This window comes from Streptomyces sp. NPDC102451 (assembly GCF_044765485.1).
Taxonomy (GTDB): domain Bacteria; phylum Actinomycetota; class Actinomycetes; order Streptomycetales; family Streptomycetaceae; genus Streptomyces.
The window spans coordinates 62115-87786 of record NZ_JBIWKD010000017.1; the positions used below are offsets into that span (position 1 = coordinate 62115).

The 25672-nt window shown below is 70.6% G+C and carries 19 protein-coding genes; 14 read left to right on the forward strand and 5 right to left on the reverse strand.

Annotated elements, in window-relative coordinates:
• Nucleotides 1-13: 13 nt before the first annotated feature.
• Both ACIRD8_RS29735 and hflX read left to right on the forward strand, forming a co-directional pair.
• Nucleotides 14-1504, forward strand: coding sequence for a M1 family metallopeptidase (locus ACIRD8_RS29735; protein WP_403998185.1), 1491 nt, complete (start codon nt 14-16; stop codon nt 1502-1504).
• Nucleotides 1505-1638: 134 nt separating this feature from the next.
• Nucleotides 1639-3159: a GTPase HflX gene (gene hflX, locus ACIRD8_RS29740; RefSeq protein WP_403998188.1), complete on the forward strand. Its 1521-nt coding sequence runs from the start codon at nt 1639-1641 to the stop codon at nt 3157-3159.
• A 158-nt stretch (nt 3160-3317) separates the two neighbouring features.
• Here the strand turns inward: hflX and ACIRD8_RS29745 are convergent, their stop codons facing one another.
• The gene (locus ACIRD8_RS29745; protein WP_403998191.1) at nt 3318-4529 is read right to left on the reverse strand and encodes a trypsin-like serine peptidase; all 1212 of its coding nucleotides are present in this window, start codon (nt 4527-4529) and stop codon (nt 3318-3320) included.
• 340 nt (nt 4530-4869) lie between these two features.
• Here ACIRD8_RS29745 and ACIRD8_RS29750 point away from each other — a divergent pair, with 340 nt between their 5' ends.
• From ACIRD8_RS29750 to ACIRD8_RS29770, 5 genes are read left to right on the forward strand one after another with little or no spacing between them, the layout of a single operon-like run.
• Entirely contained in the window at nt 4870-6261 is a 1392-nt protein-coding gene (locus ACIRD8_RS29750) for a diaminobutyrate--2-oxoglutarate transaminase family protein (protein WP_403998194.1), read from the forward strand.
• Nucleotides 6262-6289: 28 nt separating this feature from the next.
• Entirely contained in the window at nt 6290-8197 is a 1908-nt protein-coding gene (locus ACIRD8_RS29755; RefSeq protein ID WP_403998197.1) for an IucA/IucC family protein, read from the forward strand.
• Nucleotides 8198-8228: 31 nt separating this feature from the next.
• Nucleotides 8229-8948: a GNAT family N-acetyltransferase gene (locus tag ACIRD8_RS29760; protein WP_403998200.1), complete on the forward strand. Its 720-nt coding sequence runs from the start codon at nt 8229-8231 to the stop codon at nt 8946-8948.
• Between the two features lie 60 nt (nt 8949-9008).
• A complete protein-coding gene (locus tag ACIRD8_RS29765) occupies nt 9009-10868 on the forward strand; it encodes an IucA/IucC family protein (protein ID WP_403998202.1) in 1860 nt (619 codons plus the stop codon).
• Between the two features lie 50 nt (nt 10869-10918).
• Nucleotides 10919-12886 (forward strand): ATP-dependent DNA helicase, encoded by a 1968-nt coding sequence (locus ACIRD8_RS29770; RefSeq protein WP_403998204.1) that lies wholly within the window; start codon nt 10919-10921, stop codon nt 12884-12886.
• A gap of 131 nt (nt 12887-13017) precedes the next feature.
• On the opposite strand, the gene lexA is transcribed toward ACIRD8_RS29770, so the two are convergent.
• The gene (gene lexA, locus ACIRD8_RS29775) at nt 13018-13815 is read right to left on the reverse strand and encodes a transcriptional repressor LexA (protein ID WP_362888740.1); all 798 of its coding nucleotides are present in this window, start codon (nt 13813-13815) and stop codon (nt 13018-13020) included.
• 535 nt (nt 13816-14350) lie between these two features.
• On the opposite strand from lexA, the gene nrdR reads away from it, so the two are divergent.
• The gene (gene nrdR / locus ACIRD8_RS29780; RefSeq protein WP_329419658.1) at nt 14351-14866 is read left to right on the forward strand and encodes a transcriptional regulator NrdR; all 516 of its coding nucleotides are present in this window, start codon (nt 14351-14353) and stop codon (nt 14864-14866) included.
• Between the two features lie 156 nt (nt 14867-15022).
• On the forward strand, nt 15023-17932 hold the full coding sequence (locus tag ACIRD8_RS29785) for a vitamin B12-dependent ribonucleotide reductase (RefSeq protein WP_403998209.1): 2910 nt from the start codon (nt 15023-15025) through the stop codon (nt 17930-17932).
• 91 nt (nt 17933-18023) lie between these two features.
• Here the strand turns inward: ACIRD8_RS29785 and ACIRD8_RS29790 are convergent, their stop codons facing one another.
• Together ACIRD8_RS29790 and ACIRD8_RS29795 are read right to left on the reverse strand one after the other, a co-directional pair.
• Nucleotides 18024-18701 carry a response regulator gene (locus tag ACIRD8_RS29790; protein WP_403998212.1) on the reverse strand — a complete coding sequence of 226 codons (678 nt, stop codon included), beginning with the start codon at nt 18699-18701 and terminating at the stop codon, nt 18024-18026.
• Nucleotides 18698-19855, reverse strand: a complete 1158-nt coding sequence (locus tag ACIRD8_RS29795; RefSeq protein ID WP_403998215.1) for a sensor histidine kinase — start codon at nt 19853-19855, stop codon at nt 18698-18700. Before ACIRD8_RS29795 ends, ACIRD8_RS29790 begins: the two co-directional genes overlap by 4 nt.
• A 202-nt stretch (nt 19856-20057) precedes the next feature.
• Between ACIRD8_RS29795 and ACIRD8_RS29800 the strand changes: the two genes are divergently transcribed.
• Together ACIRD8_RS29800 and ACIRD8_RS29805 are read left to right on the forward strand one after the other, a co-directional pair.
• Nucleotides 20058-20273 carry a hypothetical protein gene (locus ACIRD8_RS29800; RefSeq protein WP_403998218.1) on the forward strand — a complete coding sequence of 72 codons (216 nt, stop codon included), beginning with the start codon at nt 20058-20060 and terminating at the stop codon, nt 20271-20273.
• Between the two features lie 5 nt (nt 20274-20278).
• The gene (locus tag ACIRD8_RS29805; RefSeq protein ID WP_403998222.1) at nt 20279-22465 is read left to right on the forward strand and encodes an MMPL family transporter; all 2187 of its coding nucleotides are present in this window, start codon (nt 20279-20281) and stop codon (nt 22463-22465) included.
• A gap of 44 nt (nt 22466-22509) precedes the next feature.
• Here ACIRD8_RS29805 and ACIRD8_RS29810 read toward each other — a convergent pair whose 3' ends face one another.
• On the reverse strand, nt 22510-23040 hold the full coding sequence (locus ACIRD8_RS29810; protein WP_403998225.1) for a TerD family protein: 531 nt from the start codon (nt 23038-23040) through the stop codon (nt 22510-22512).
• Between the two features lie 202 nt (nt 23041-23242).
• On the opposite strand from ACIRD8_RS29810, the gene ACIRD8_RS29815 reads away from it, so the two are divergent.
• From ACIRD8_RS29815 to ACIRD8_RS29825, 3 genes are all read left to right on the forward strand, one after another.
• Nucleotides 23243-23848: a YdbC family protein gene (locus ACIRD8_RS29815; RefSeq protein ID WP_403998228.1), complete on the forward strand. Its 606-nt coding sequence runs from the start codon at nt 23243-23245 to the stop codon at nt 23846-23848.
• A gap of 114 nt (nt 23849-23962) precedes the next feature.
• Nucleotides 23963-24622 (forward strand): histidine phosphatase family protein, encoded by a 660-nt coding sequence (locus tag ACIRD8_RS29820; RefSeq protein WP_403998231.1) that lies wholly within the window; start codon nt 23963-23965, stop codon nt 24620-24622.
• Nucleotides 24623-24634: 12 nt separating this feature from the next.
• On the forward strand, nt 24635-25546 hold the full coding sequence (locus ACIRD8_RS29825) for an ADP-ribosylglycohydrolase family protein (RefSeq protein ID WP_403998233.1): 912 nt from the start codon (nt 24635-24637) through the stop codon (nt 25544-25546).
• The last annotated feature ends 126 nt before the right edge of the window (nt 25547-25672 follow it).

A 25672-nucleotide genomic window follows, 5' to 3' on the forward strand; every position in this document is an offset into this window, starting at 1 on the left:
GTAGCCGTAGTCCATGCCGCTCACCTCCCGCCGACTGCGTGCCGCACTGCTGGCCACCGCGTCGGTCACCCTCGTCGCCGCCACGCTGCCCGCCCCCGGACCGCTCGGCATCGGCGACCGTCTCTTCCCTCACCTCGGCAACCCGGGCTACGACGTCCTCTCGTACGACATCTCGCTCACCTACAAGGGCCGTAACACCGAGCCCCTCGACGCCGTCACCACGATCGACGCGCGCACCACCGCGCCGCTGGAGCGGATCAACCTCGACTTCGCGCGTGGCGCCGTCCGCTCGGTCGAAGTCGACGGTCTGACGTCGCGCTTCGCCACCGCGGGCGAGGACCTGATCGTCGACGCGCCCTTCCGGCTCCCGGCCGGGGTGCCCGTGCGCATCACCGTCCGGCACACGAGCGACCCCTCGGGCGACACGGCCGTCGGGGGCTGGGTACCGACCGCAGACGGTCTCGCGATGGCGAACCAGGCCGATGCCGCGCACCGGGTCTTCCCCGGCAACGACCACCCTGCAGACAAGGCGTTCTTCACCTTCCGGGTGACCGCGCCGAAGGACCTCACGGTCGTGGCGGGCGGCCTTCCCGCAGGGAAGCGGAACCATGCGGGCACGACCACCTGGACCTACCGCACCGAGCACCCCATGGCGACGGAGCTGGCCCAGGTGTCCATCGGCCGTTCCGCCGTCCTCCACCGCACCGGACCGCGTGGACTGCCCGTACGCGACGTGGTGCCCGCGGCCGACCGCGAGAAGCTGGAGCCCTGGCTGAAGAAGACCCCGGCGCAGCTGGACTGGATGGAGAAGCAGGTCGGCCCATACCCGTTCGAGACGTACGGACTCCTGGTCGCGGACACCGAGACGGGCTTCGAACTGGAGACACAGACCCTCTCGCTCTTCGAACGCTCCCTGTTCACCGGGACCGGGTACCCCGAGTGGTACGTCGACTCGGTCATGGTGCACGAGCTCGCCCACCAGTGGTTCGGCAACAGCGTCTCCCCGGGGTCCTGGTCCGACCTCTGGCTCAACGAGGGACACGCCACCTGGTACGAGGCCCGTTACGCCGAGGAGCACGCGCAGAAGCCGATGGAGCGGCGGATGCGCGAGGCGTACGCCCGCTCCGACACCTGGCGCGCCGCGGGCGGCCCGCCCGCCCACCCGGACCCGCCCACCCCCGACCACAAGATCAGCCTGTTCAGGCCGGTCGTGTACGACGGGAGCGCGCTCGTCCTGTACGCGCTGCGCGCGGAGATCGGACAGGCCGCCTTCGACCGCCTGGAGCGGACCTGGGTCCGTGTCCACCGGAACGGCTCCGCGACCACCCGGCAGTTCACGGACCTGGCGTCGAGGATCGCGGGCCGGGACCTGACGGCGTTCTTCGACGGGTGGCTGTACGGGAAGAAGACCCCGCCGATGCCGGGCCACCCGGACTGGCGCACCGAGACACCCCGGAACGCGGTGCCCGCGCAGGGGCCTGCGCGGGCACCGAAACCCGAGTGACGATCCGGGCGGGGACATGCCACTATCGACGCGTCGGCACGGCGGCCGGCCGGTGGACCCCCTTCCCCGGGAATCTTCCGGCGGGATCACGCGTTGTGACTGACGTATCGGACTTCTATCGACGTAAGGATCCAATGACCTCCTCTTCTTCCCTTCCCCAGGACGCGCAGGACGCGCAGAGTGCCACGGAAGCCACCTCCGAGAGCCTCACCGAGAGCCTTCGGGCCGACGCCCTGATGGAAGAGGACGTCGCCTGGAGCCACGAGATCGACGGAGAGCGGGACGGCGAGCAGTTCGACCGCTCCGAGCGTGCTGCGCTGCGCCGCGTGGCAGGTCTCTCCACCGAGCTCGAGGACGTCACCGAGGTCGAGTACCGGCAGCTGCGCCTGGAGCGCGTGGTTCTCGTCGGTGTCTGGACATCGGGGACCGTCCACGACGCGGAGATCTCCCTCGCGGAGCTCGCGGCCCTCGCCGAGACGGCGGGTGCCCAGGTGCTCGACGCCGTGTTCCAGCGGCGCGACAAGCCCGACCCGGCCACCTACATCGGTTCGGGCAAGGCGCTGGAGCTGCGCGACATCGTTCTCGAGTCCGGGGCCGACACCGTCGTCTGTGACGGAGAGCTCAGCCCCGGCCAGCTGATCCACCTGGAGGACGTCGTCAAGGTCAAGGTGGTCGACCGGACCGCCCTGATCCTCGACATCTTCGCCCAGCACGCCAAGTCCCGGGAGGGCAAGGCGCAGGTCTCGCTGGCACAGATGCAGTACATGCTCCCGCGCCTGCGTGGCTGGGGTCAGTCGCTCTCCCGCCAGATGGGCGGCGGCGGTTCCAGCGGCGGTGGCGGCATGGCCACCCGTGGTCCCGGTGAGACCAAGATCGAGACCGACCGGCGACGGATCCGCGAGAAGATGGCGAAGATGCGCCGGGAGATCGCGGAGATGAAGACCGGCCGGGAGATCAAGCGCCAGGAACGCAAGCGCAACAAGGTGCCCTCGGTGGCGATCGCCGGATACACCAACGCCGGGAAGTCCTCGCTGCTCAACCGGCTCACCGGTGCGGGTGTCCTCGTGGAGAACTCCCTGTTCGCGACCCTCGACCCGACCGTGCGCCGGGCCGAGACGCCGAGCGGCCGGATCTACACCCTGGCCGACACCGTCGGGTTCGTGCGGCACCTGCCGCACCACCTGGTCGAGGCGTTCCGCTCCACCATGGAGGAGGTCGGCGAGTCCGACCTGATCCTCCACGTGGTGGACGGCTCCCACCCGGTGCCGGAGGAGCAGCTCGCCGCCGTACGCCAGGTGATCCGTGAGGTCGGCGCCGTCGACGTACCCGAGGTCGTCGTGATCAACAAGGCGGACGCGGCGGATCCGCTCGTGCTGCAGCGCCTGCTGCGCACCGAGAAGCACGCGATCGCGGTGTCGGCGCGGACCGGCGCCGGTATCGACGAGCTGCTCGCGCTCATCGACGCCGAACTGCCGCGGCCGTCCGTGGAGATCGAGGCGCTCGTGCCCTACATCCAGGGCGCGCTCGTCTCCCGGGTGCACGCCGAGGGCGAGGTGATCTCCGAGGAGCACACCCCGGAGGGCACGCTGCTCAAGGCGCGGGTCCACGAGGAGCTCGCCGCGGAGCTCGCGGTCTTCGTGCCGGTGGCCCACTGACGCCGTAGACGTACAGGAGGCCGGGCACCCCTCACGGGGAGCCCGGCCTCCTGCGCGTGGCAACGCGACGCGCGTGGCACCACGACATGTGTGCCACCACGACACCCGAGGGCCCCGGGTGCGGCGATCGCCGCACCCGGGGCCCTCGGCGCGTGCTCCTACTGCCCCGCGTACTTCTTGCTGACGGCCTCGTAGATGCCCTTGGCCTCCTTGCCCAGACGGGGGCCGGCCAGCCAGCCCGCCGTCACCGGGCCGATGGAGGTGTTGGAGACCAGGGCCGGCTTACCGTCCCGGCCCTTCGCGACCCAGCCGCCGCCGGAGGAACCACCGGTCATCGTGCACCCGATGCGGTACATCGTCGGCTGCTGCTCGAAGACGGCGAGGCGGCCCGGCTTGTCGGTGCACTGGAGCGCCTTCTGGCCGTCGAACGGCGGGGCCGCCGGGTAGCCGGTCGCCGTCATGCTGTCGATCTCGGGGACGGCCGGGGCGTCGAACTCGACCGGGAGCGCCGAACCGACGGTCTCCTCCAGGGACTTGCCCGTCGATCCCTTCTCCGGGGCGACCTGCAGCACCGCGAAGTCGTACGGGGCGCCCTGGCCGCCGGTCGCGGCGCCCTGGTCGATCCACTGCTCGGAGGTCTGCGCCCACTGGCCCCACCACACGCCGTACGGAGCGACCTCCTCCTTGGACGCGTTCTGCAGTTCGGCCGTCGACATGCCGCTGTCGTTGTACGAGGGGACGAACGCGATGTTGCGGTACCAGCCGCCGCTCTTGCCCGCGTGCACACAGTGTCCGGCGGTCCAGACCATGTTGGACTTGCCCGGGTGGGCCGGGTCCTGCACCACGGTCGCCGAGCAGACCATCGAACCGTCGGGACCGTCGAACAGGAGCTTGCCCGACTCCGGCGCGCTGTCGTTGTACGGCGTCTGCAGGTTCGCCGCCTCCACCGGTGCGGGGGTCGGGTCCGTCACGCCCTCGTCGCCCGATATGTCGTTGTCGACCGGGTTCTCCGGAGGCTTCTCGGCCTCCCGCATCCGGTCCGGGTCCCAGAGGTCCTCGATGATGGGATTGACGTAGTCCTTGGCCTCACGCAGCCATGTGTCCTTGTCCCAGTTCTTCCACTCGCCGTCCCTCCACTTGTCGAGGTCGATCCCGTGCTCCTTGAGCCGGTCCTTGAGATCGTCCGGGATCGCGACCTTCCCGTCGGCGGACTGGCCGGTGGAACTGCTGGGCTCGCTGATCGCGCCGTCCTCCTCCGGCCCGCAGGCCGTGGCGGTGAGCGTGAGAACAGCGGCGAGGGCGGCTGCGGCGAACACCCGAGGGGCGCGGCGGACGCTCCCCCCGCGGTGTGCGGTATCGATCGGGCGCATGGGTCGCATCTGGTGATCCCCCTGGGACTTCGTCACTGACTTCGGTACCGCACTGCGGACTTGGTGGTGCGCGACACGGTCCACGGGCCATGACGCACACCTTCGGAGCGGCGGCTCCTTCCCGAGTGCGGCCCCTACTATGCCGGTGCCGATGGGGACGGTGCGCGGCAGGGCCACGGTTCCGGCTGCGCAAGGATCTTCCGATTTACCCGTGATCTTCCGCCTTCCGCGTCGTTGGTACGTACGGGGGACACCCGGACAGTGTTCATCGGCGCAGTCCGCCCCCAGGGGGACGCACCGATGCGCGACGCAACCGTGACAGCAGGAGGACCGAACAGCCGTGGCCGTGACCGAACCAGCTCCGGTGGCACTTCCCCCTGCGCACGAGGGGATTCTGCGGCGCCAGGCGCTCCGTGAATCGGCCGCCCGCACCTATGCGCGGTCCCTGCCGATCGTGCCGGTGCGCGCGCGGGGCATGACCATCGAGGGCGCGGACGGCAGGCGATATCTCGACTGTCTGTCAGGCGCGGGAACTCTGGCCCTCGGGCACAACCATCCGGTGGTGCTCGAAGCCATCAGGAAGGTCATCGACTCCGGCGCACCGCTGCACGTACTCGATCTCGCCACGCCCGTGAAGGACGCGTTCACGACCGAGCTGTTCGCCACCCTCCCCCGGGAGTTGGCCGACAACGCCCGGATCCAGTTCTGCGGCCCGGCGGGCACGGACGCCGTCGAGGCGGCGTTCAAGCTGGTCCGGGCGGCGAGCGGCCGCAGCGAACTCCTCGCCTTCACCGGCGCGTACCACGGGATGACCGCCGGTGCCCTGGCCGCTTCGGGCGGCGCCCCGGACGTCCGGGTGACGCGGCTCCCCTTCCCGCACAACTACCGCTGCCCCTTCGGAGCCGGCGGGGAGCGGGGCGCGGACATCGCCGCGCGCTGGACGGAGTACCTCCTGGACGACCCCAAGGGCGGGGTGCCCGCTCCGGCCGCCATGATCCTGGAGCCGGTCCAGGGCGAGGGCGGGGTGAATCCCGCCCCGGACGGCTGGATGCGCCGGATGCGGGAGATCACTCAGGAGCGGTCCATCGCCCTGATCGCGGACGAGGTGCAGACCGGCGTCGGCAGGACCGGTACTTTCTGGGCGGTCGAGCACAGCGGTATCGTGCCCGACGTGATGGTGCTCTCGAAAGCCATCGGCGGCTCGCTGCCCCTCGCGGTGATCGTCTACCGCGCCGAGCTCGACCTCTGGCAGCCGGGTGCCCACGCGGGCACCTTCCGGGGCAACCAGCTCGCCATGGCGGCCGGCGCCGCGACTCTCGCGTACGTACGGGAGAACCGGCTCGCCGAACGTGCGGGGACGCTGGGCGCACGCATGCTCGCCAGGCTGCAGGCGCTCGGCGCGGACCACCCCAGCATCGGTGACGTCCGCGGGCGCGGCCTGATGATCGGCATCGAGCTCGTCGATCCCGAGGCCGAGCCGCTCACCGTCACCACCGAGAACGGCTCCGCCCCGCCGCCCGATCCCGCCCTCGCCGCGGCGGTGCAGCAGGAATGCCTGCACCGCGGCCTCATCGTCGAACTCGGCGGACGCCACAACGCCGTGGTCCGGCTGCTCCCTCCCCTCACACTCACCGACGAACAGGCGACGGCGGTCGTCGACCGCCTCGCCGACGCGCTGAGAGCGGCGGAGCGCTCTCCGTACCGCCGGGCCGCTGCCGGGCCGACCCGCTGATCCCGGACCCCTCACAAGGAAGACCGCCGTGAACCCCACCCCTGCGCCCGAGGCCGACGGCCCCCTCACCAGCCAGCAGCGAGGACATGACCTGCCGGAGGGCCCCCTGGCCGTCGAGTCGACGACCGTGCCGCGCCAGAAGGCCGGCCCGCACGGAACCCCGCGTGCCGCGGACGCCGCCCCGGTGGACCGCCCCGGTCCCACGGAGCAGGACCCGCTGGACCATCCGGACCCGCTCCGCGCCGCGGACTCCGCCGGTACGGAGAATCTGCTGCGCTGCTGGACCAGGGAGAACGACCTGCCCCGCCCGCAGGGAGACACCCTGCGCATCCCGCTCCCGGCGAGCGGCACCGCCCTGCTCGTCCCGGTCGCCCACTGGTCCGCGACGGGCTGGCACCGCTTCGGGACGCCGGCCCTGGAGAACGCCCCCGACGGCGCCCCGGGCGCCGACGCCGTCACCGTCGCCTCGCTGCTGAGCCGCGAGAGCGAGCGCGACTCCGCAGTCGACCTGGTGGCCAGGGTGGCCGACTCCGTACGGCACACCGCGGCCTTCATCGGGGCCCGGCGGCGCACCCCCACCGCGCCGCCCGAGGCCGATCTCTTCCTCACCGCCGAGCAGTCCCTCGTCCTCGGACACCCCCTGCACCCCACACCCAAGAGCCGCGAAGGCCTCTCCGAGTCCGAAACGCTCCTCTACTCACCCGAGTTGCGGGGCTCCTTCCCGCTCCACTGGGTGGCGGTGGACCGTTCCGTCCTGGCCACGGACTCGGCGTGGACGAAGGCCGGCAGGCCGGTCGCCGCGGAGGCACTCCTCGCACCCCACGCCGAGGGCCTGAGCCTCCCCGAAGGGACCGCGGCCCTGCCGCTGCACCCCTGGCAGGCCGCGGAGGTCCTGCGCCGTCCCGAGGTCGTCGCCCTGTGCGAGAAGGGACTCCTGCACGACCTCGGACCGTACGGCAGGCACTGGCACCCCACCTCCTCCGTGCGCACCGTGCACCGCCCCGGCTCCGACCTCATGCTGAAGCTGTCCCTGGGCGTCCGCATCACCAACTCCCGCCGGGAGAACCTCCGCAAGGAACTCCACCGCGGCGCCGAGGTCCACCGCCTGCTGCGCACCGGCCTCGCCGACCGGTGGCAGGAGGCACACCCGGGCTTCGACATCGTCCGGGACCCCGCCTGGCTGGCCGTCGACCAACCCGACGGCAGCCCCGTCCCCGGCCTCGACGTGATGCTCCGCCACAATCCGTTCGGCCCGGCCGACGACGCGGTGTGCATCGCCGGACTCACCGCCCCCCGCCCGTGGCCCGGCCGGCCCGGCACGCACTCGCGCCTCGCCGACACGGTCTCCTCGCTGGCGGCCCGCACCGGCAGGGCGATCGGGGCGGTGTGCGCCGAGTGGTTCCTGCGCTACCTCGACCGCGTGGTCCTCCCCGTCCTCTGGCTCGACGCCCACGCGGGCGTCGCCCTGGAGGCCCACCAGCAGAACACGCTCGTACTCCTCGACCCGGACGGCTGGCCCGTCGGCGGCAGGTACCGCGACAACCAGGGCTACTACTTCAGGGAGTCCCACCGGGACGCGCTCGAACGCCGTCTCCCGGGCATCGGCGCCGTGAGTGACACCTTCGTCTCCGACGCCGTCACGGACGAACGGCTCGCCTACTACCTCGGCATCAACAACGTGTTCGGGCTGATCGGCGCCTTCGGCTCCCAGCGGCTCGCCGACGAACAGCTGCTCCTCGCCGCGTTCCGCCGCTTCCTCGAAGGCGCCGTCGGGCTGGGCTCCTCCCTGCCCGCCTACCTCCTGGAGACCGGCCAGCTCCGCTGCAAGGCCAACCTGCTGACCCGCATGCACGGCCTCGACGAACTCGTCGGACCGGTCGACACCCAGTCCGTGTACGTCACCATCGCCAACCCGCTCCGCAGCGACAAGGCATGATCGCCTGAACCCACGAGAGGAGAGCGTCACGGTGCATCAAGCCGATGCCCACACCGGGACCGGTGCCGTACAGTCCGGCGCCGCCGGCACCGAGGACACCCTGGAGCTACGGCTCACCGAGGAGCTCCTCGCCCTGCTCGGTGACGGCCCCGCGGTGACCGCCTCGGAGGCCGACGCCTCCGCCCTCGTGGGCGACCCCGGCGCGTGGCACCCGGTCACCACGCCCGCCGGGGTGTTCCAACTCGTCGCGGTGGAACCCGATCGCGACCTGGCGGTGATCAGCCGCTGGATGAACGATCCCGCGGTCGCCGCCTTCTGGGAGCTCGCAGGACCGGAGCAGATCACCGCGGAACACCTCCGCCGGCAGCTCGCGGGGGACGGCCGCAGCGTCCCCTGCCTCGGAGTGCTCGGCGGTACGCCCATGAGCTACTGGGAGATCTACCGTGCGGATCTGGACCCGCTCGCCCGCCACTACCCGGCGCGGCCCCACGACATGGGGCTCCACCTCCTCATCGGCGGTGTGGGCAACCGGGGGCGGGGCATCGGCACCGTACTGCTCAGGGCGGTCGCCGACCTCGTACTCGACAACCGGCCGCTCTGCGGACGTGTCGTCGCGGAGCCGGACCTGCGCAACACGCCGTCCGTGTCCGCCTTCCTGAGCGCCGGTTTCCGCTTCTGCGCGGAAGTGGACCTTCCCGACAAGCGGGCCGCCCTGATGGTCCGCGACCGAGCACACCGTGACCGCCTGTGAACCACGCGCCGCACCGCACAGCCCGCTCGAACCCCATCGGTCCCACCCGGAGGAGTCCCCGTGCCGACATATCCTGCGAGCCACCATCCGGCGAAGCCTCATACGCCGCTCGACACCCCGGAACTCAACCGGACCGTGTGGGACCGGGTGGCGGCGAGGCTCCTCGCCAAGATGCTCGGTGAGTTCGCCTACGAGGAAGTCATCGAGCCGGTGCCCCGGGCGGACGGCGGCGCCGGGCGGACCGGTGACTACACCCTGCCGCTCGACGACGGCGCGACCCTGAGCTTCCACGCCCGGCGCGGTGTCTACGGCAGCTGGCGCGTCGACCCCGCGACGATCCATGAGGCCGCCGTCGGAGACAGCGGGGACGCGAGCGCCGACGGCACACCCTTCCGTGACCCGCTGCGGTTCCTCGCCCGCGGCCGCCGCCTCCTCGGGCTCGACGGGGCCACGCTCGGCCACCTCATCCGTGAGCTCACCGCCACACTCACCGCCGACGCCCGCCTCGATCACACCGCACTCACCGCGGCGCAGCTCGCCGAACTCCCGTACGCCGAGCTCGAAGGCCACCAGACAGGGCACCCCTGGCTCGTGGCGAACAAGGGCCGCCTCGGGTTCTCCGCCGCCGACGCCGCACGCTTCACACCGGAAGCCCGGTCGGCCGCACCACTGCCCTGGATCGCCGTCAGCACCCGCATAGCGGGGTACCGGGGAGTGGGCCGTGTCTCCACCCCCGGGGACCTCTACGACCATGAGCTCGACCCGGGCGTCCGCGCGTCCTTCAACGCCGTCCTGCGCGGACGAGGTCTCGAACCCGCGGACTACCTGTTCCTTCCCGTGCACCCGTGGCAGTGGGACGAGTGGATCGTCCCGCTCTTCGCCCCGGCGATCGCGGACGGCGAGATCGTGCCCCTGCACGCCGACGACGACCTCCGGTTGCCGCAGCAGTCCATCCGCACCTTCACCAACGTCGGCCGGCCCGACCGGCACACGGTCAAGCTGCCGCTGTCGATCCTCAACACCCTCGTCTGGCGCGGCCTGCCGACCGAGCGCACGCTCGCCGCCCCGGCCGTCACCGCATGGGTCCAGGGGCTGTGCGACGGAGATCCCTTCCTCCGGGACATCTGCGGCGTGATCCTGCTCGGCGAGGTCGCCTCGGTGGCCGTCGAGCACCCGCTCTACGACCACCTCCCGGAGTCGCCGTACCAGTTCAAGGAGATCCTCGGGGCGATCTGGAGGGAGCCCCTCCAGCCGCGGCTCGCGCCCGGTGAACGCGCCCGTACGCTGGCCTCGCTGCTGCACACGGACCCCGAGGGCCGCTCCTTCACCGCCGAGCTCGTCGCCCGCTCCGGGCTGACTCCGACGGCCTGGCTGACCCGGCTCTTCACCGCGCTGCTGCCGCCCCTGCTGCACTTCCTGTACCGCTACGGCACCGTGTTCTCCCCGCACGGCGAGAACGCCATCGTCGTCTTCGACGAGAACGACGTGCCGGTGCGGCTCGCGATCAAGGACTTCGTCGACGACGTGAACGTCAGCGCCAGGCCGCTGCCCGAGCACGACACGATGCCCCAGGACGTCCGCGACATCCTGCTCACGGAGGAGCCCTCCTTCCTCACCCAGTTCATCCACTCCGGGCTCTTCGTGGGTGTGTTCCGCTATCTGTCCCCACTCTGCGAGGAACAACTGGACGTACCGGAGGGTGAATTCTGGTCACTCGTCCGTGCCGAGATCCTGAGGCACCACGCACGGTTCCCCGACCTCAAGGAGCGGTTCGAGATCTTCGACATGCTGACGCCGAGGATCGAGCGCCTGTGTCTCAACCGCAACCGTCTGCATCTGGACGGCTACCGCGACCGGCCGAACCGCCCGCACGCGGCCGTCCACGGCACCGTCCCGAACCCGCTGCACCCCTCCGAGTGAGTCCGGGACCGATCGATGCTGTCAGTGGGGCGCCGTAGGGTGGTCGGGCTATGACGAAGCCATCTCTCCCCGAGCTCCTCCACGCCGCCGTCACCGCCGTCGGCGGTACGGAGCGCCCCGGCCAGGTCTCCATGGCCGAGGCCGTCGCCGAGGCCGTCGACGACAACGCCCATCTGCTCGTCCAGGCCGGCACCGGCACGGGCAAGTCCCTCGGCTACCTGGTGCCGGCGCTGGCCCACGGCGAGCGGGTCGTGGTGGCCACGGCGACGCTGGCCCTCCAGCGCCAGCTGGTCGAGCGGGACCTCCCGCGTACGGTCGACGCGCTGCATCCGCTGCTGCGCCGACGGCCGCAGTTCGCGATGCTCAAGGGCCGGTCGAACTACCTCTGTCTGCACCGGCTCCACGAAGGGGCGCCGCAGGACGAGGAGGAGGGGCTCTTCGACCAGTTCGAGGCAGCGGCACCGTCGAGCAAGCTGGGCCAGGACCTGCTGCGTCTGCGCGACTGGTCGGACGAGACGGAGACCGGCGACCGGGACGACCTGACGCCGGGCGTCTCGGACCGGGCCTGGTCCCAGATCTCCGTCTCCTCGCGGGAGTGCCTCGGCGCCACGAAGTGCGCGTACGGCGCCGAGTGCTTCGCGGAGGCGGCCCGGGAGAGGGCCAAGCTCGCCGATGTCGTCGTCACCAACCACGCCCTGCTCGCGATCGACGCGATCGAGGGCGCCCCGGTGCTTCCCAAGCACGAGGTGCTCATCGTCGACGAGGCCCATGAGCTGGTCTCCCGGGTCACCGGGGTGGCCACCGGGGAGCTCACCCCAGGCCAGGTGAACCGCGCGGTGCGCCGTGCCGCGAAGCTGGTCTACGAGAAGGCGGCCGACGCCCTGCTCACCGCGTCGGAGGGGTTCGAGCGGGTCATGGAGCTGGCGCTCCCCGGCCGCCTCGAAGAGGTCCCGGAGGACCTCGGCTACGCACTGATGGCGCTGCGCGACGCCGCGCGTACGGTGATCTCCGCGCTCGGCTCCACCCGTGACAAGAACGTCCAGGACGAGGACGCGGTGCGCAAGCAGGCCATGGCCTCGGTCGAGTCCATCCACGGTGTCGCGGAGCGCATCACCCAGGGCTCCGAGTACGACGTTGTCTGGTACGAGCGGCACGACCGCTTCGGGGCGTCGGTCCGGGTGGCTCCGCTGTCCGTGTCCGGGCTGCTGCGCGAGAAGCTCTTCGCCGACCGCTCGGTGGTGCTGACCTCGGCGACGCTCAAGCTCGGCGGCGATTTCAACGGGGTGGGGGCGTCCCTGGGGCTCGCGCCCGAGGGCACGGCGGGCGACGACATCCCGCAGTGGAAGGGCCTCGACGTCGGCTCGCCGTTCGACTACCCGAGGCAGGGCATCCTGTACGTCGCCCGGCACCTGGCCACGCCCGGCCGGGAAGGGTCCCGCACGGACATGCTCGACGAGCTCGCCGAGCTGGTGGACGCGGCGGGCGGGCGCACCCTGGGCCTGTTCTCGTCGATGCGGGCCGCCCAGGCGGCGGCCGAGGAACTGCGCGGACGACAGGACAAGCCGATCCTGCTGCAGGGCGAGGAGACGCTCGGGGAGCTGATCAAGAACTTCGCGGCGGACCCCGAGACCTGTCTGTTCGGGACGCTGTCCCTCTGGCAGGGCGTCGATGTCCCCGGCCCGAGCTGCCAGCTCGTGGTCATGGACCGGATCCCGTTCCCCCGGCCGGACGACCCGCTGATGAGTGCCCGGCAGAAGGCCGTCGAGGAGGCCGGTGGCAACGGGTTCATGGCAGTGGCGGCGACCCATGCGGCGCTGCTGATGGCACAGGGCGCGGGCCGGCTCGTCCGGGCCATGGGCGACAAGGGCGTGGTCGCGGTGCTCGACCCCCGGCTGGCCAACGCCAGGTACGGCAGCTACCTCCGCGCCTCGCTGCCCGACTTCTGGTACACCACGGACCGTAATCAGGCACGGCGCTCACTCGCGGCCATCGACGCGGCGGCCAAGGCCGCGCAGTGAGCACGAGCGGGCCGCCGGGTGACACGGGCGGCCCGCTGGAGGAGCTGCCTGCCGCCACCGGAGAGCGGCGGACGCGTCAGGGCCCCGGGATCGGCGCAGAGATCCCGGGGCCCAGTCCGAACCGGCGGAGCTCACACCCGCCGCAGCACCGCCACGACCTTGCCCAGGATCGTCGCCTCGTCGCCGGGGATCGGCTGGTAGGCGGAGTTGTGCGGGAGGAGCCACACATGGCCGTCCTCGCGCTTGAACCGCTTGACGGTGGCCTCGCCGTCCAGCATGGCCGCCACGATGTCGCCGTTCTCCGCGACCGGCTGGCGCCGGACCGTGACCCAGTCGCCGTCCATGATCGCTGCCTCGATCATCGAGTCACCGACGACCTTCAGCACGAAGAGCTCGCCGTCACCGACGAGCTGACGGGGGAGCGGGAAGACGTCCTCGACGGACTCCTCGGCGAGGATCGGCCCGCCGGCGGCGATCCGGCCGACCAGCGGCACGTACGAGGCCGCGGGCTTCCCGGTGGTGTCGGTCGGCTGCGTGCTGGGCTGGTCCGAGCCCCGGACCTCGTAGGCCCGCGGCCGGTGGGGGTCGCGGCGCAGGAAGCCCTTGCGCTCCAGAGCCATCAGCTGGTGGGCGACGGACGAGGTGCTGGAGAGTCCCACCGCCTGGCCGATCTCGCGCATCGACGGGGGATAACCCCGCCGCTGCACGGAGTCCCGGATCACCTCGATCACACGCCGCTGCCTGTCCGTGAGCCCGGAGCTGTCCGCCCGGATTCCTGGAGGTCGTCCGGGCAAGGAGCGTGCGGCTCGCGTGGGCTCGGGCCCCTCCGCGTTCATGACTGAGTCATTCATGGCATGCACCGGCTCAAGTCGGCTCTGGGAGCGGTGGTCCTGGGCAGTGATGGTGGCACTGTCTGCGGTGGTGGTCACGTCGGCCCCTCTCGAATGGTCTCCCTAGTTAGGCAACGGTAGTAGCTTTCGAAAGGTTGCGCCAAACACACGTTCGAGTGAAAAACAAATAAAGGCCCCTCGCGCGCCTGGTGAGAGGTGTATGTGCTGAAGGCCGGCGGGCCGGAACCGGGTGCCGCGGCCGGGGTCCACGCTAGCGTTCCGCCGGCCCGTTCCCGAGCGTGGGGGTGCGTCCGCGGCGGGCCGGTGCGGGCCCCCGGGGAGCCGCACCGGGCGGCTCCGCCCGGGGCGGCCCGGCTCCGGCGGTCACGCGTTTCCCGTACCCTCGTGCCGGGCCGTAGGCTGCCTTCCGGCCCCCCGGGGGAGCGCGACACGCGCGAGGGTACGGGCGGAGCGAAACCCTAGATGTAGTGGTTGTCCTGCTGTCGCTGCCCATAAGTAGTGGTACCCGGTCCCTCAGGGCCGAGTTCATCGCCTATGCTGGTGACCGTCCTCAGGGGCCCTGAACAGGGCACGGAGGGCTATTCAGTCGTGCTGTGAGGGAGGGTTCGGAGAGATGCACTGCCCCTTCTGCAGGCACCCCGACAGTCGGGTCGTGGACAGTCGCACGACGGACGACGGGACGTCGATCCGACGGCGCCGCCAGTGCCCCGACTGCTCCCGTCGCTTCACGACGGTGGAGACCTGCTCGCTGATGGTGGTCAAGCGCAGCGGCGTGACCGAACCCTTCAGTCGCACCAAGGTCATCTCGGGGGTCCGCAAGGCGTGCCAGGGCCGCCCCGTCACCGAGGACGCCCTGGCGAAGCTCGGCCAACGGGTCGAGGAGGCCGTGCGGGCCACGGGGAGCGCCGAACTGACGACGCACGACGTGGGTCTGGCCATACTCGGCCCCTTGCAGGAGCTCGACCTCGTCGCGTACCTGCGTTTCGCGTCGGTGTACCGGGCGTTCAACTCCCTCGAAGACTTCGAGACCGCCATCGCGGAGCTCCGCGAGCAGCGGTCCCGCGAAGAGCAATGCGGGAGCGGCGAGACCCTCGAGGTTCCCGCCCCCGCCGCAGTCGCCGCTGATTGATCACCGAGCCGGCCGGCAGGGACGGCGGAGCCGGCGGCAGGCGGCACCAGACCTGCTCCGAGACGCTGTGCGCGGCGTCCGGAGCATCAGACACACACTGTGCCCTGGGAAGAACTGGGCACTTCAGGGCGTTTTTGCCCACATATGGGAGGCGGCATGACAGAGACGGCGAGCGGCCCGGCACGGGGTTCCCGCACCAAGGGAGCCAAGTCGACTGCGACCAAGCAGGGCCTGCGCATCGAGCGCATCCACACGACTCCCGGCGTGCATCCGTACGACGAGGTCGCGTGGGAGCGCCGTGACGTCGTCATGACCAACTGGCGCGACGGCTCGATCAACTTCGAGCAGCGTGGCGTCGAGTTCCCCGACTTCTGGTCGGTGAACGCGGTCAACATCGTCACCAGCAAGTACTTCCGGGGGGCTGTCGGCACCCCGCAGCGCGAGACCGGTCTGCGACAGCTGATCGACCGGATCGTCAAGACGTACCGGAAGGCCGGCGAGGACTACAACTACTTCGCTTCCCCCGCCGACGCCGAGATCTTCGAGCACGAGCTGGCGTACGCCCTCCTGCACCAGATCTTCAGCTTCAACTCGCCGGTGTGGTTCAACGTCGGAACGCCCCAGCCGCAGCAGGTCTCGGCCTGCTTCATCCTGGCCGTCGACGACTCCATGGAGTCGATCCTCGACTGGTACAAGGAAGAGGGCATGATCTTCAAGGGCGGCTCCGGCGCCGGCCTGAACCTGTCCCGCATCCGCTCCTCCAAGGAGCTGCTCTCCTCCGGCGGCAACGCCTCCGGCCCGGTCTCCTTCATGCGGGGCGCCGACGCCTCCGCGGGAACCATCAAGTCCGGCGGCGCCACGCGCCGTGCGGCCAAGATGGTCATCCTCGACGTCGACCACCCCGACATCGAGAACTTCATCGAGACCAAGGTGAAGGAGGAGGAGAAGATCCGCGCCCTGCGCGACGCGGGCTTCGACATGGACCTGGGCGGCGACGACATCACGTCCGTCCAGTACCAGAACGCCAACAACTCGGTCCGGGTCAACGACGAGTTCATGAAGGCCGTCGAGGCCGGCGGGAAGTTCGGGCTGCGCGCCCGGATGACCGGTGACGTCATCGAAGAGGTCGAGGCCAAGTCCCTCTTCCGCAAGATGGCCGAGGCGGCCTGGGCCTGCGCCGACCCGGGCATCCAGTACGACGACACGATCAACGCCTGGCACACCTGCCCGGAGTCCGGCCGGATCAACGGCTCGAACCCGTGCAGCGAGTACATGCACCTGGACAACACCTCGTGCAACCTCGCCTCGCTGAACCTGATGAAGTTCCTCAAGGACGACGGCGAGGGCCACCAGTCCTTCCAGGCCGAGCGCTTCTCGAAGGTCGTCGAGCTGGTCATCACCGCGATGGACATCTCGATCTGCTTCGCGGACTTCCCGACTCAGAAGATCGGCGAGAACACCCGGGCCTACCGTCAGCTGGGCATCGGCTACGCCAACCTGGGCGCCCTGCTGATGGCCACCGGGCACGCGTACGACAGCGACGGCGGCCGTGCGCTCGCCGGCGCCATCACCTCGCTGATGACCGGTACGTCCTACCGGCGCTCCGCCGAACTCGCCGCGGTCGTCGGCCCGTACGACGGCTACGCCCGCAACGCCGAGCCGCACCAGCGCGTCATGAAGCAGCACTCGGACGCCAACGCCGTGGCCGTCCACGCCGACGACCTGGACTCGCCGGTCTGGGCCGCCGCCACGGAGGCCTGGCAGGACGTGATCCGCCTCGGCGCGAAGAACGGCTTCCGCAACGCCCAGGCGTCGGTCATCGCCCCGACCGGCACCATCGGTCTCGCGATGTCCTGCGACACGACGGGCCTCGAGCCCGACCTCGCCCTGGTCAAGTTCAAGAAGCTCGTCGGCGGCGGCTCGATGCAGATCGTCAACGGCACGGTGCCGCAGGCCCTGCGCCGTCTCGGCTACCAGCCGGAGCAGATCGAGGCGATCGTCGCCCACATCGCCGACAACGGCAATGTGATCGACGCCCCCGGCCTCAAGACCGAGCACTACGAGGTCTTCGACTGCGCCATGGGCGAGCGTTCCATCTCGGCCATGGGCCACGTCCGGATGATGGCGGCCATCCAGCCGTGGATCTCCGGCGCGCTGTCCAAGACGGTGAACCTGCCGGAGACGGCCACCGTCGAGGACGTCGAGGAGGTCTACTTCGAGGCGTGGAAGATGGGCGTCAAGGCGCTCGCGATCTACCGCGACAACTGCAAGGTCGGCCAGCCCCTCTCCACCAAGAAGTGGGAGGAGAAGAAGGACGAGGTCACGGCCAAGACCGAGGACACCATCCGTGCCGCGGTCGAGAAGGTCGTCGAGTACCGCCCGGTCCGCAAGCGTCTGCCCAAGGGCCGTCCCGGCATCACCACCTCCTTCACGGTCGGCGGCGCCGAGGGTTACATGACCGCCAACTCCTACCCGGACGACGGTCTCGGTGAGGTCTTCCTGAAGATGTCCAAGCAGGGTTCCACCCTCGCGGGCATGATGGACGCCTTCTCGATCGCGGTCTCCGTCGGTCTGCAGTACGGCGTGCCGCTGGAGACGTACGTCTCCAAGTTCACCAACATGCGCTTCGAGCCGGCCGGTATGACGGACGACCCGGACGTGCGGATGGCGCAGTCGATCGTCGACTACATCTTCCGCCGCCTGGCGCTCGACTTCCTGCCGTTCGAGACGCGCTCCGCGCTCGGCATCCACTCGGCCGAGGAGCGTCAGCGTCACCTCGACACCGGTTCGTACGAGCCCGACTTCGGGGACGAGGAGCTCCACTCCGAGAGTCTGGCGCAGTCCGCTCCCGTGCAGGCCCAGCCGCTGAAGGCGGTCGAGGCGCCCCTGGAGAGCGCAGCGGAGAAGCCGGCCCCCAAGGCCGCGCACACCTCGGCCGAGCTGGTCGAGATGCAGCTCGGTATCAGCGCGGACGCGCCGCTGTGCTTCTCGTGCGGTACGAAGATGCAGCGCGCCGGGTCCTGCTACATCTGCGAGGGCTGCGGCTCGACCAGCGGGTGCAGCTGACGGCTGTGCACCGTTCGGCGTAGCTGAACACGAGGCGTGATCAGGAAGGGAGGGGCACCGGCCGAGGCCGGCGCCCCTCCCTTCCGTCGGATCACGTTCCGGACGCGGGCGGCCGGCCGGGGCTCACCAGTCCGCACTCGTAGGCGAGGACCACAACCTGGGACCTGTCCCGGGCCCCGAGCTTCGCCATGATGCGGCTGACGTGAGTCTTCGCCGTGAGGGGGGACAGCACCAGGCGTGCGGCGATCTCGTCGTTGGTGCATCCGGCGGCGACCAGCTCCATCACCTCACGTTCGCGGTTGGTGAGCACGTCGAGGCGCGAGTCCGGTGCACGGGGTCTCTCACGGTTCGCGAACTCCGCGATGAGCCTCCGGGTGACCGAGGGGCTGATGAGCGCGTCTCCCCGGACGGCCACCCGCACGGCATGCAGAAGTTCCTCCGGTTCGGTGTCCTTGACCAGGAAGCCCGTTGCTCCGGCGCGCAGCGCCCCGTACACGTAGTCGTCGAGATCGAAGGTCGTCAGCATGACCACCTTCACCGTCGCCAGCCGTCCGTCCGCGGCGATGATCCGAGCGGCCTCGAGTCCGTCCGTACCCGGCATGCGGATGTCCATCAGCACCACATCGGGCCGCAGCGCCCGGCACGCGGAGACCGCGGCCTGCCCGTCGGCGGCCTCCGCGACGACTTCGAGGTCGTCCTCGTCATCGAGGATCGAGCGGATCCCCGCGCGGACGAGTCGCTGGTCGTCCGCCAGCACGATCCTGATCATCGATCGCTCCGTTCATCGGCTGAGGGTGGGTCCGCGAACGGTAGCCGGGCGTGTACGACGAAACCGCCCTCCTGCCGCTTCCGCGCGGTCAGGGTGCCGCCGAGCGCCCGCGCCCGCTCCGTCATGCCGGCGATGCCGCTGCCACCCGTTCCGGCGCGGCCGGAGGACGTTCCCGTGCCGTCGTCCTCGACCACCACGGTGAGCTGCGTGTCCTCGTAGGAGAGCCGGACGGTGACGTGGCGGGCGCGGCCGTGCCTGGCGGCGTTGGTCAGTGACTCCTGCACGATGCGGTAGGCGGCCAGATCGACCGCGGCGGGCGGCCGGACCTCGGTCCCGTTCCTCTCGATCCGTACCTCCGGTCCCGCCGGACCGGCCGCGGCGGCCAGGTCGTCGATGCCGGCGAGCCCCGGCGCGGGCGCGGTCGGTGCTTCCTCGTCGACCTGACGCAGTACGCCGAGGGTGGTGCGCAGCTCCCTCAAGCCGGCCTTGCTGCCGTCCTTGATGGCGGCCAAGGCCTCTGCAGCCTGGCCCGGGTCCTTCTCCAGCCGGTGGAGAGCGGCAGACGCCTGCACGTTGATCATCGACATGGTGTGGCCGATCACGTCGTGCAGTTCACGGGCGATACGCAGTCGCTCCTGTGTGGCCCGCAGCTGCGCCTCCTCCTCGGCGTAGGCGACCCTGCCGTGGCGCATGGTCCCCAGGGCCACGATGGCGATCAGCCACCCGGTGAGCATGAACACGGCCGTGCCGTTGACGTCGCCGGTGCCCGCCAGGGCCCCCGCGCCGACGCCGATGACCATCACCGCGGCCATGGCGACTGCTGCCCGGAGGCGCCCTTGCGACGCGAGCGCGTACAACGCCACGACCGGCACCAGGACCAAGGGGCCGTCCACGGTGCTCAGGAGGTAGTAGACGCCGGTCCCCACCACGGTGCACCAGCCCGCCGCCACCGGGTACCGGCGCCGCATCAGCAGCGCCGTGCACACCGCCATGACGAGCAGCCAGGACACGACCAGCGAGTCCGGCGCGCGGCCGCCGGGGCCCAGCCGCTGCCCCTCCGCCACGCCCACCAGCACCAGGACGGCCAGGACCAGCACCAGGTCGGCGCGGGGACCGCCGGGCACGCGGAATCGGGACAGATCGAGACGGGGCACGCCCTCATTCTCCTGCGGCGCGGCCACGGACACGGCCGTGTGGCCGTCGTGCGGCCAGGGTGTCTGCCCGGGGAGGACATGCTCCGCTCCTGGTCCACATCCGCTGGTGTACGGCGCGGCCGCTCGTACTCCGGCTGGGGTAGGCCAGGTGTCAGCCGTGGGCCGACGCCCACGGCCGGGGCACACGGGCACGATCGAGGCCATGTCATCGCCCCTCACCTCCACCCGGATCAGTGCCGCCTTCGTCGGCGCGCTGGTGGGGACCGCTGCGGGAATCCTGCTGGTCACCGCCGCCGGAACCTTCTCGATCACGGTCAGCGGCCTTTCCGCCGCTCTGGCGATCGGGATTCCGGCGCTGACCGGCGCGGTGGTGGGCGCGGCTGTGACGCCAGGCAACACTCGCTCGAATCCGAGGTAGGCATCGTGTCTTCCCCCCGCGGCCCGGTCGCGCCCCTTGTCCCACCCCCGTCGGACCCGCCGGCCGGTTCCGTGCCCATCGGCCGGTTCGGTGCGCTGGCCGGCTGGGCGCAGCGCCACCGCTGGGCCGCCCTCGCGCTCTGGGTGGCCGTCCTGGCCGCCATCACCCTGGGCTCCACAGTCGCAGGGTCCGCGTACCGTAACGACTTCTCGCTGCCGGGCACCGACTCCCAGGCCGCGACCGACCTGTTCAGGGAGCACGGCTCCGACCAGGCCGGCGACAGCGTCGAGATCGTGTTCAAGGACACGGACGGCATCGGCAGCCGTAAGGACGCCGTCCTGCCGATGCTGGCCGAGGTGAAGGGGATGGCGGGCGTCGCCGACGTGCGGAGCCCGTTCACCGATGCCTCCGCCGTGTCCGAGGACGGCACGATCGCCTATGCCTCCGTGACCCTGGACGGCAAGACGGAGGACGTACCCAAGGAGGACGTCGCCGAGATCATCGACACCGCCCGGGGCATCGAATCCGACGGGCTCCAGGTCGAGGTCGGCGGCGAGGCCGCCCGCAACGCGGAGGACAAGGCAGGCCCGACCGCCGAACTCGCCGGGATCGTGGCCGCCCTGGTCATCCTCGTACTGCTCTTCGGTTCCGTGCTGGCGGCATCCCTGCCCCTGATCACCGCGCTCTTCGCGGTCGGCGGCGCGATCGGCCTGATCGCTCTCGCCTCGCACGTCTTCACCGTCGCCGACTTCACTCCGCCCATCCTGATGCTCGTAGGGCTCGGTGTCGGCGTCGACTACGCCCTGCTGATCTTCTACCGCTACCGGCAGGAGCTGCTCGACGGTGTCCAGCCGGCCGAGGCCTGCCGCAAGGCCCTGGACTCCGCCGGACGCACTGTCTTCTTCGCGGGCTGCACCGTGATCGTCGCCCTGCTGGGACTCGTCGCGCTCGGACTCGGCTCACTGCAGGGCATCGCCCTCGCGGTGGCGGTGACCGTCCTGATCACCATGGCCGCGTCCCTCGTGCTGCTGCCCGCCCTGCTGGCACTCTTCGGCAGGCGCATCCAGCGTCACGTCATCGAGCGAGCAGCCAGGGCAACCGCCAAGGGCAGGACCGAAGGCGACCGCTGGCGCGCCATGGCCCGAGTCGTGCAGCGCCGCCCGATCCCGACCCTGCTGATCGGAGCCATCGCTCTGCTGGCCCTCTCGGCACCGGCGCTGAGCATGCGCCTGGGCTTCGCCGACTCCGGCAACGACCCTGTGGAGACCACCTCACGGCAGGCGTACGACCTGCTCGCAGAGGGCTTCGGTCCTGGCTTCAACGGCCCGCTGATCGTGCTGGTCAAGGGCGACGAGGGCGCCGGGCGGACCGTTCAGGCCACGTTGTCCGGGACCGCCGGGGTCGCCGAGGCGGCCCCGGCGATGCCCTCCGAGGACGGCGCCCTGTCCACCGTGTTCGTCTACCCGGCGACGTCCCCGCAGGACGAAGGCACCGTCGACCTCGTGCACCGGCTGCGCGACGACGTCGTTCCTGAACTGGAGCGGGACACCGGCGCCGACATCCTGGTCGGCGGAGCCACCGCCGCCTCCCAGGACGTCTCCGAGACACTCGCCGACCGGATGCCGCTGTTCGTCGCCGTCGTCGTCGGCCTGTCCTCACTCCTGCTGCTGCTGGTCTTCCGCTCCCTCTGGATCCCCGTCAAGGCCGCGGTTCTGAACCTGCTGTCGATCTCCGCCGCCCTGGGGGTGATCACACTGGTGTTCCAGCACGGGTGGTTCGGAGCGGAGCCGGGTCCCATCGAAGCCTTCATCCCCGCGCTGATCTTCGCCATCGTCTTCGGTCTGTCCATGGACTACGAGGTCTTCCTCGTCTCACGCATCCATGAGGAGTGGACGCGCACCAAGGACCCCTCGCGCTCCGTGAGGGAGGGGCTGGCCTCCACCGGCAAGGTGATCACGGCGGCCGCGGCCATCATGATCGTGGTCTTCGGCGCGTTCGTGCTCAGCTCCGACCGGATGCTCCAGCAGTTCGGGCTCGGGCTGGCGGTGGCCATCCTGCTGGACGCCGTGGTCATCCGCTGCCTCATCGTCCCGGCGGTCATGCAGATGCTCGGCAGCCGGGCCTGGTGGCTGCCCGCACCCCTCGCCAGAAGACTGCCCAAGGTGTCCATCGAAGGCCCCGGCCACAGCTGAGAACGTCCTGCTGGAAACGTCCTGTGCGGGGTCGACGGACGACATCAGTCCGACCGGTTCCCCATCACCGCGGCGAACGAACCAGGGTCGCCGTCGAACCCGCGGACGGACCCGAGGAAGCCCCACGAGCCCGTGGAGTCCCGGACGAACTCCGCGACGACCGCGGCCGTGGCGGCCGCCACCCCGGAGAAGTCGTCCTCCGCCAGATTCGTGTAGCCCTCGCGGATCTGCACGGCCGTGTGCTCTATCTGTCCGAACGTCTTGTGGCCGTCACGCTGCTGGATGGCCACACCGACCACGACCCTGGAGTACGCGTCCGACAACCGGTCCAGTTCGAGCGTCATGACCTCGTCGAAGCCGAAGCCCTGCCCCGTCCGGCTGTCCCGGTTCAGGGTGATCGTCCCGTCCGGTGACCTGCTGTCGAAGTGCACGAGATAGACGGGGGCGCCGTAGGGCGCCTCCGTCCCGTACGTGGCCGCGATGATGTCGAGGTCGTTGGCGGGCTCCCCGACGTCGCTGGGGTCCCACTTGACACTCACTTCGACCTTCTCGATGTCCTTGTTGGGAGTGCTCATCGGACGTGCCTCCTCGCTGCTGGACCGACGGACCGCTTACATCCTCAGATCATGTCCGTAACTGTCCGTGGATCCAACCGCGTTGGAATCGGACGTCGTGTTCGGGCCATCGTGTGGCCGGAGTTGTACGTTGTCGGCGCCTCCAGGTCCCGGACCGTCCGGAGCGTGACCCGCGCCACGCCGGGCGCCGTACGATGGCGCGGTGCTGGTCAAGTGGATTCGCTGCACCGTGGTGGACCGCCGCGGTTTCGAGCGGGGGCAGCGGAAGTGGGCGGCGCTGCTCGGTGAGCCCGGGTTCCGGAGTCAGAGCGGCGGGTGGAGCCGGGGGCAGCCCGATGTCGCCCATGTGTTCGCGTTCTGGGAGAACCGGGTCTTCTACGACTCCTTCATGGCCCGCGGGCACGACCCGCTGGCCGCCGGGCAGTCCGGCACGTACAAGGACATGCAGGTCAAGCTCTTCGAGTACCGCTTCGACGTGAAGACCGGGTTCGAGCCGCACTTCGCCGACGCGGACGTGGTCAGGGTCGCGCACAGCCAGGTGTACGAGGACCGGGTCGACCACTACGCGCTCATGCAGCAACGGGTGTGGAACCCGGCCATGGCCGGTTCCCCCGGGATGCTGCGCGGGGTCTTCGGGGAAGCCCCGGGGCATGAGTTCCTGGTGCTGTCCATGTGGCGGTCGAGCGCCGAACGCGGCAAGTACCGGCCCGAGGGTGTCGCCCGGCTCTCGGCGCGTGCGGAGACCGAGAAGGATGTCGCGGCGCTCACGGGGGACGTGGTGGAGCTCGAACCGTCGTGGACGGTCTGACCCCCCGCGAACCGCTCGTACGGCCGTGCCCCTACGGCGTTTCCTTGGTCACATACGCCCGATGGGGCCCGCACAATCGCTCGATCGGGCCTGACGGCATCTAGGGTCGGGTGCATGGCACGACCGCAACGCATCGTTCTCGTCCGGCACGGTGAGTCCGAGGGCAATGCCGATGACACGGTCTACGAACGAGAGCCCGACCATGCGCTCCGGCTCACGGCGAAGGGCCTGCGTCAGGCCCAGGCGGCGGGCTCACGGCTGCGTGAGACGTTCGGCGACGAGCGTGTCAGCGTCTACATCTCGCCCTACCGGCGCACCCACGAGACGTTCAGGGCCTTCGGCCTCGATCTGGAACACGTGCGTGTCAGGGAGGAGCCCCGGCTGCGCGAGCAGGACTGGGGCAATTGGCAGGACCGTGACGACGTGAGGCTGCAGAAGGCCTACCGGGACGCGTACGGACACTTCTTCTACCGCTTCGCACAGGGCGAGTCCGGGGCCGATGTGTACGACCGGGTCGACGCGTTCCTGGAGAGCCTCCACCGCAGCTTCGAGGACTCCGACCATCCGCCGAACGTCCTGCTGGTCACCCATGGGCTGACCATGAGGCTCTTCTGCATGCGCTGGTTCCACTGGTCGGTGGCGGAGTTCGAGTCGCTGTCCAATCCCGGGAACGGCGAATCCAGGACGCTGCTGCTCGGTGAGGACGGCCGCTATACGCTCGACCGGCCCTTCGAGCAGTGGCGCACCCCTGAGCCGTACGGCATCACCGGATAGAGTGGCAGAGCGATGACCGCTGACTCCGCTTCCGACCGTTTCGAACGGGCACTGGCCAGCCTGCGTGGACTGTCCGTGGGAGATGCCCTCGGCTCCCAGTTCTTCGTCCCCGCCCATTACCCCCTGCTCAAGAGCCGGGACCTGCCGCCCTCCGACTGGCAGTGGACCGACGACACCGAGATGGCGTGCTCCGTACTCGCCGTCCTGGCCGTGCACGAGCGCATCGACCAGGACGCCCTCGCGCTGTCCTTCGCCTCGCACCACGACTTCGACCGGGGGTACGGGCCCGCGGTGAACCGGCTGCTCAGGCTGGTCCGTGAGGGCGGGGACTGGCGGGAGCTGGCCTCGGCCCTCTTCCAGGGCCAGGGCTCCTGGGGGAACGGCTCGGCGATGCGCATCGCGCCGCTGGGCGCCTGGTACGCGCACGACCCGGAGCAGGCCACCCACCAGGCCGAGATCTCCTCGTACACCACCCACCAGCACCGCGAAGCCGTCGTGGGCGCCATGGCCGTCGCGGCGGCCGCCGCCCTCGTCGCGGCACCTGGAGGTCCGCCGACGCCCGAGGGCCTGATCGACGGAGTCGTCGCCCTCGTCCCGCGCAGCGCCGTCGGTGCCGGGCTGCGCAGGGCACGCGACATGCTCGACTACCGGGATGCGGGGACGGTCGCGGCGGTGCTCGGCAACGGCCGCCGTACGAGCGCGCACGACACGGTGCCGTTCGCCCTCTGGTCGGCGGCGCGGAACCTCGGCGACTTCGAACAGGCGTTCTGGTCGACGGCGCAGGCCGGCGGAGACGTGGACACCACCTGCGCCATCGTCGGCGGAATCGTCGCCGCGGCGCCGGCCGGTGCGCCTCCGGCCGACTGGCTGGCGCGGACGGAAGAACTGCCCGACTGGGTCCCCCTGGCTCCGGCGCGCCGCTGACCGTCCGCCGGGGGAGGGGACGGGCGGAGCTGCGCCGGTGTTCCGGCGGGCCATGACCTCGGTTCCGGCGCCCCTATGACCCCGGTGTGCCAGTTCTACTGTCACGGTCCTGCCACAGCGACGACC

Bases quoted from the DNA above. Each gene is read 5' to 3' on its own strand.
- ACIRD8_RS29790 (WP_403998212.1), bottom strand. From the start codon at position 18,701: ATGATCAGGATCGTGCTGGCGGACGACCAGCGACTCGTCCGCGCGGGG.
- hflX (WP_403998188.1), top strand. From the start codon at position 1,639: ATGACCTCCTCTTCTTCCCTTCCCCAGGACGCGCAGGACGCGCAGAGT.
- ACIRD8_RS29745 (WP_403998191.1), bottom strand. From the start codon at position 4,529: ATGCGCCCGATCGATACCGCACACCGCGGGGGGAGCGTCCGCCGCGCC.
- ACIRD8_RS29820 (WP_403998231.1), top strand. From the start codon at position 23,963: ATGGCACGACCGCAACGCATCGTTCTCGTCCGGCACGGTGAGTCCGAG.
- nrdR (WP_329419658.1), top strand. From the start codon at position 14,351: ATGCACTGCCCCTTCTGCAGGCACCCCGACAGTCGGGTCGTGGACAGT.
- ACIRD8_RS29800 (WP_403998218.1), top strand. From the start codon at position 20,058: ATGTCATCGCCCCTCACCTCCACCCGGATCAGTGCCGCCTTCGTCGGC.
- ACIRD8_RS29810 (WP_403998225.1), bottom strand. From the start codon at position 23,040: ATGAGCACTCCCAACAAGGACATCGAGAAGGTCGAAGTGAGTGTCAAG.
- ACIRD8_RS29735 (WP_403998185.1), top strand. From the start codon at position 14: ATGCCGCTCACCTCCCGCCGACTGCGTGCCGCACTGCTGGCCACCGCG.
- ACIRD8_RS29825 (WP_403998233.1), top strand. From the start codon at position 24,635: ATGACCGCTGACTCCGCTTCCGACCGTTTCGAACGGGCACTGGCCAGC.
- ACIRD8_RS29785 (WP_403998209.1), top strand. From the start codon at position 15,023: ATGACAGAGACGGCGAGCGGCCCGGCACGGGGTTCCCGCACCAAGGGA.
- ACIRD8_RS29770 (WP_403998204.1), top strand. From the start codon at position 10,919: ATGACGAAGCCATCTCTCCCCGAGCTCCTCCACGCCGCCGTCACCGCC.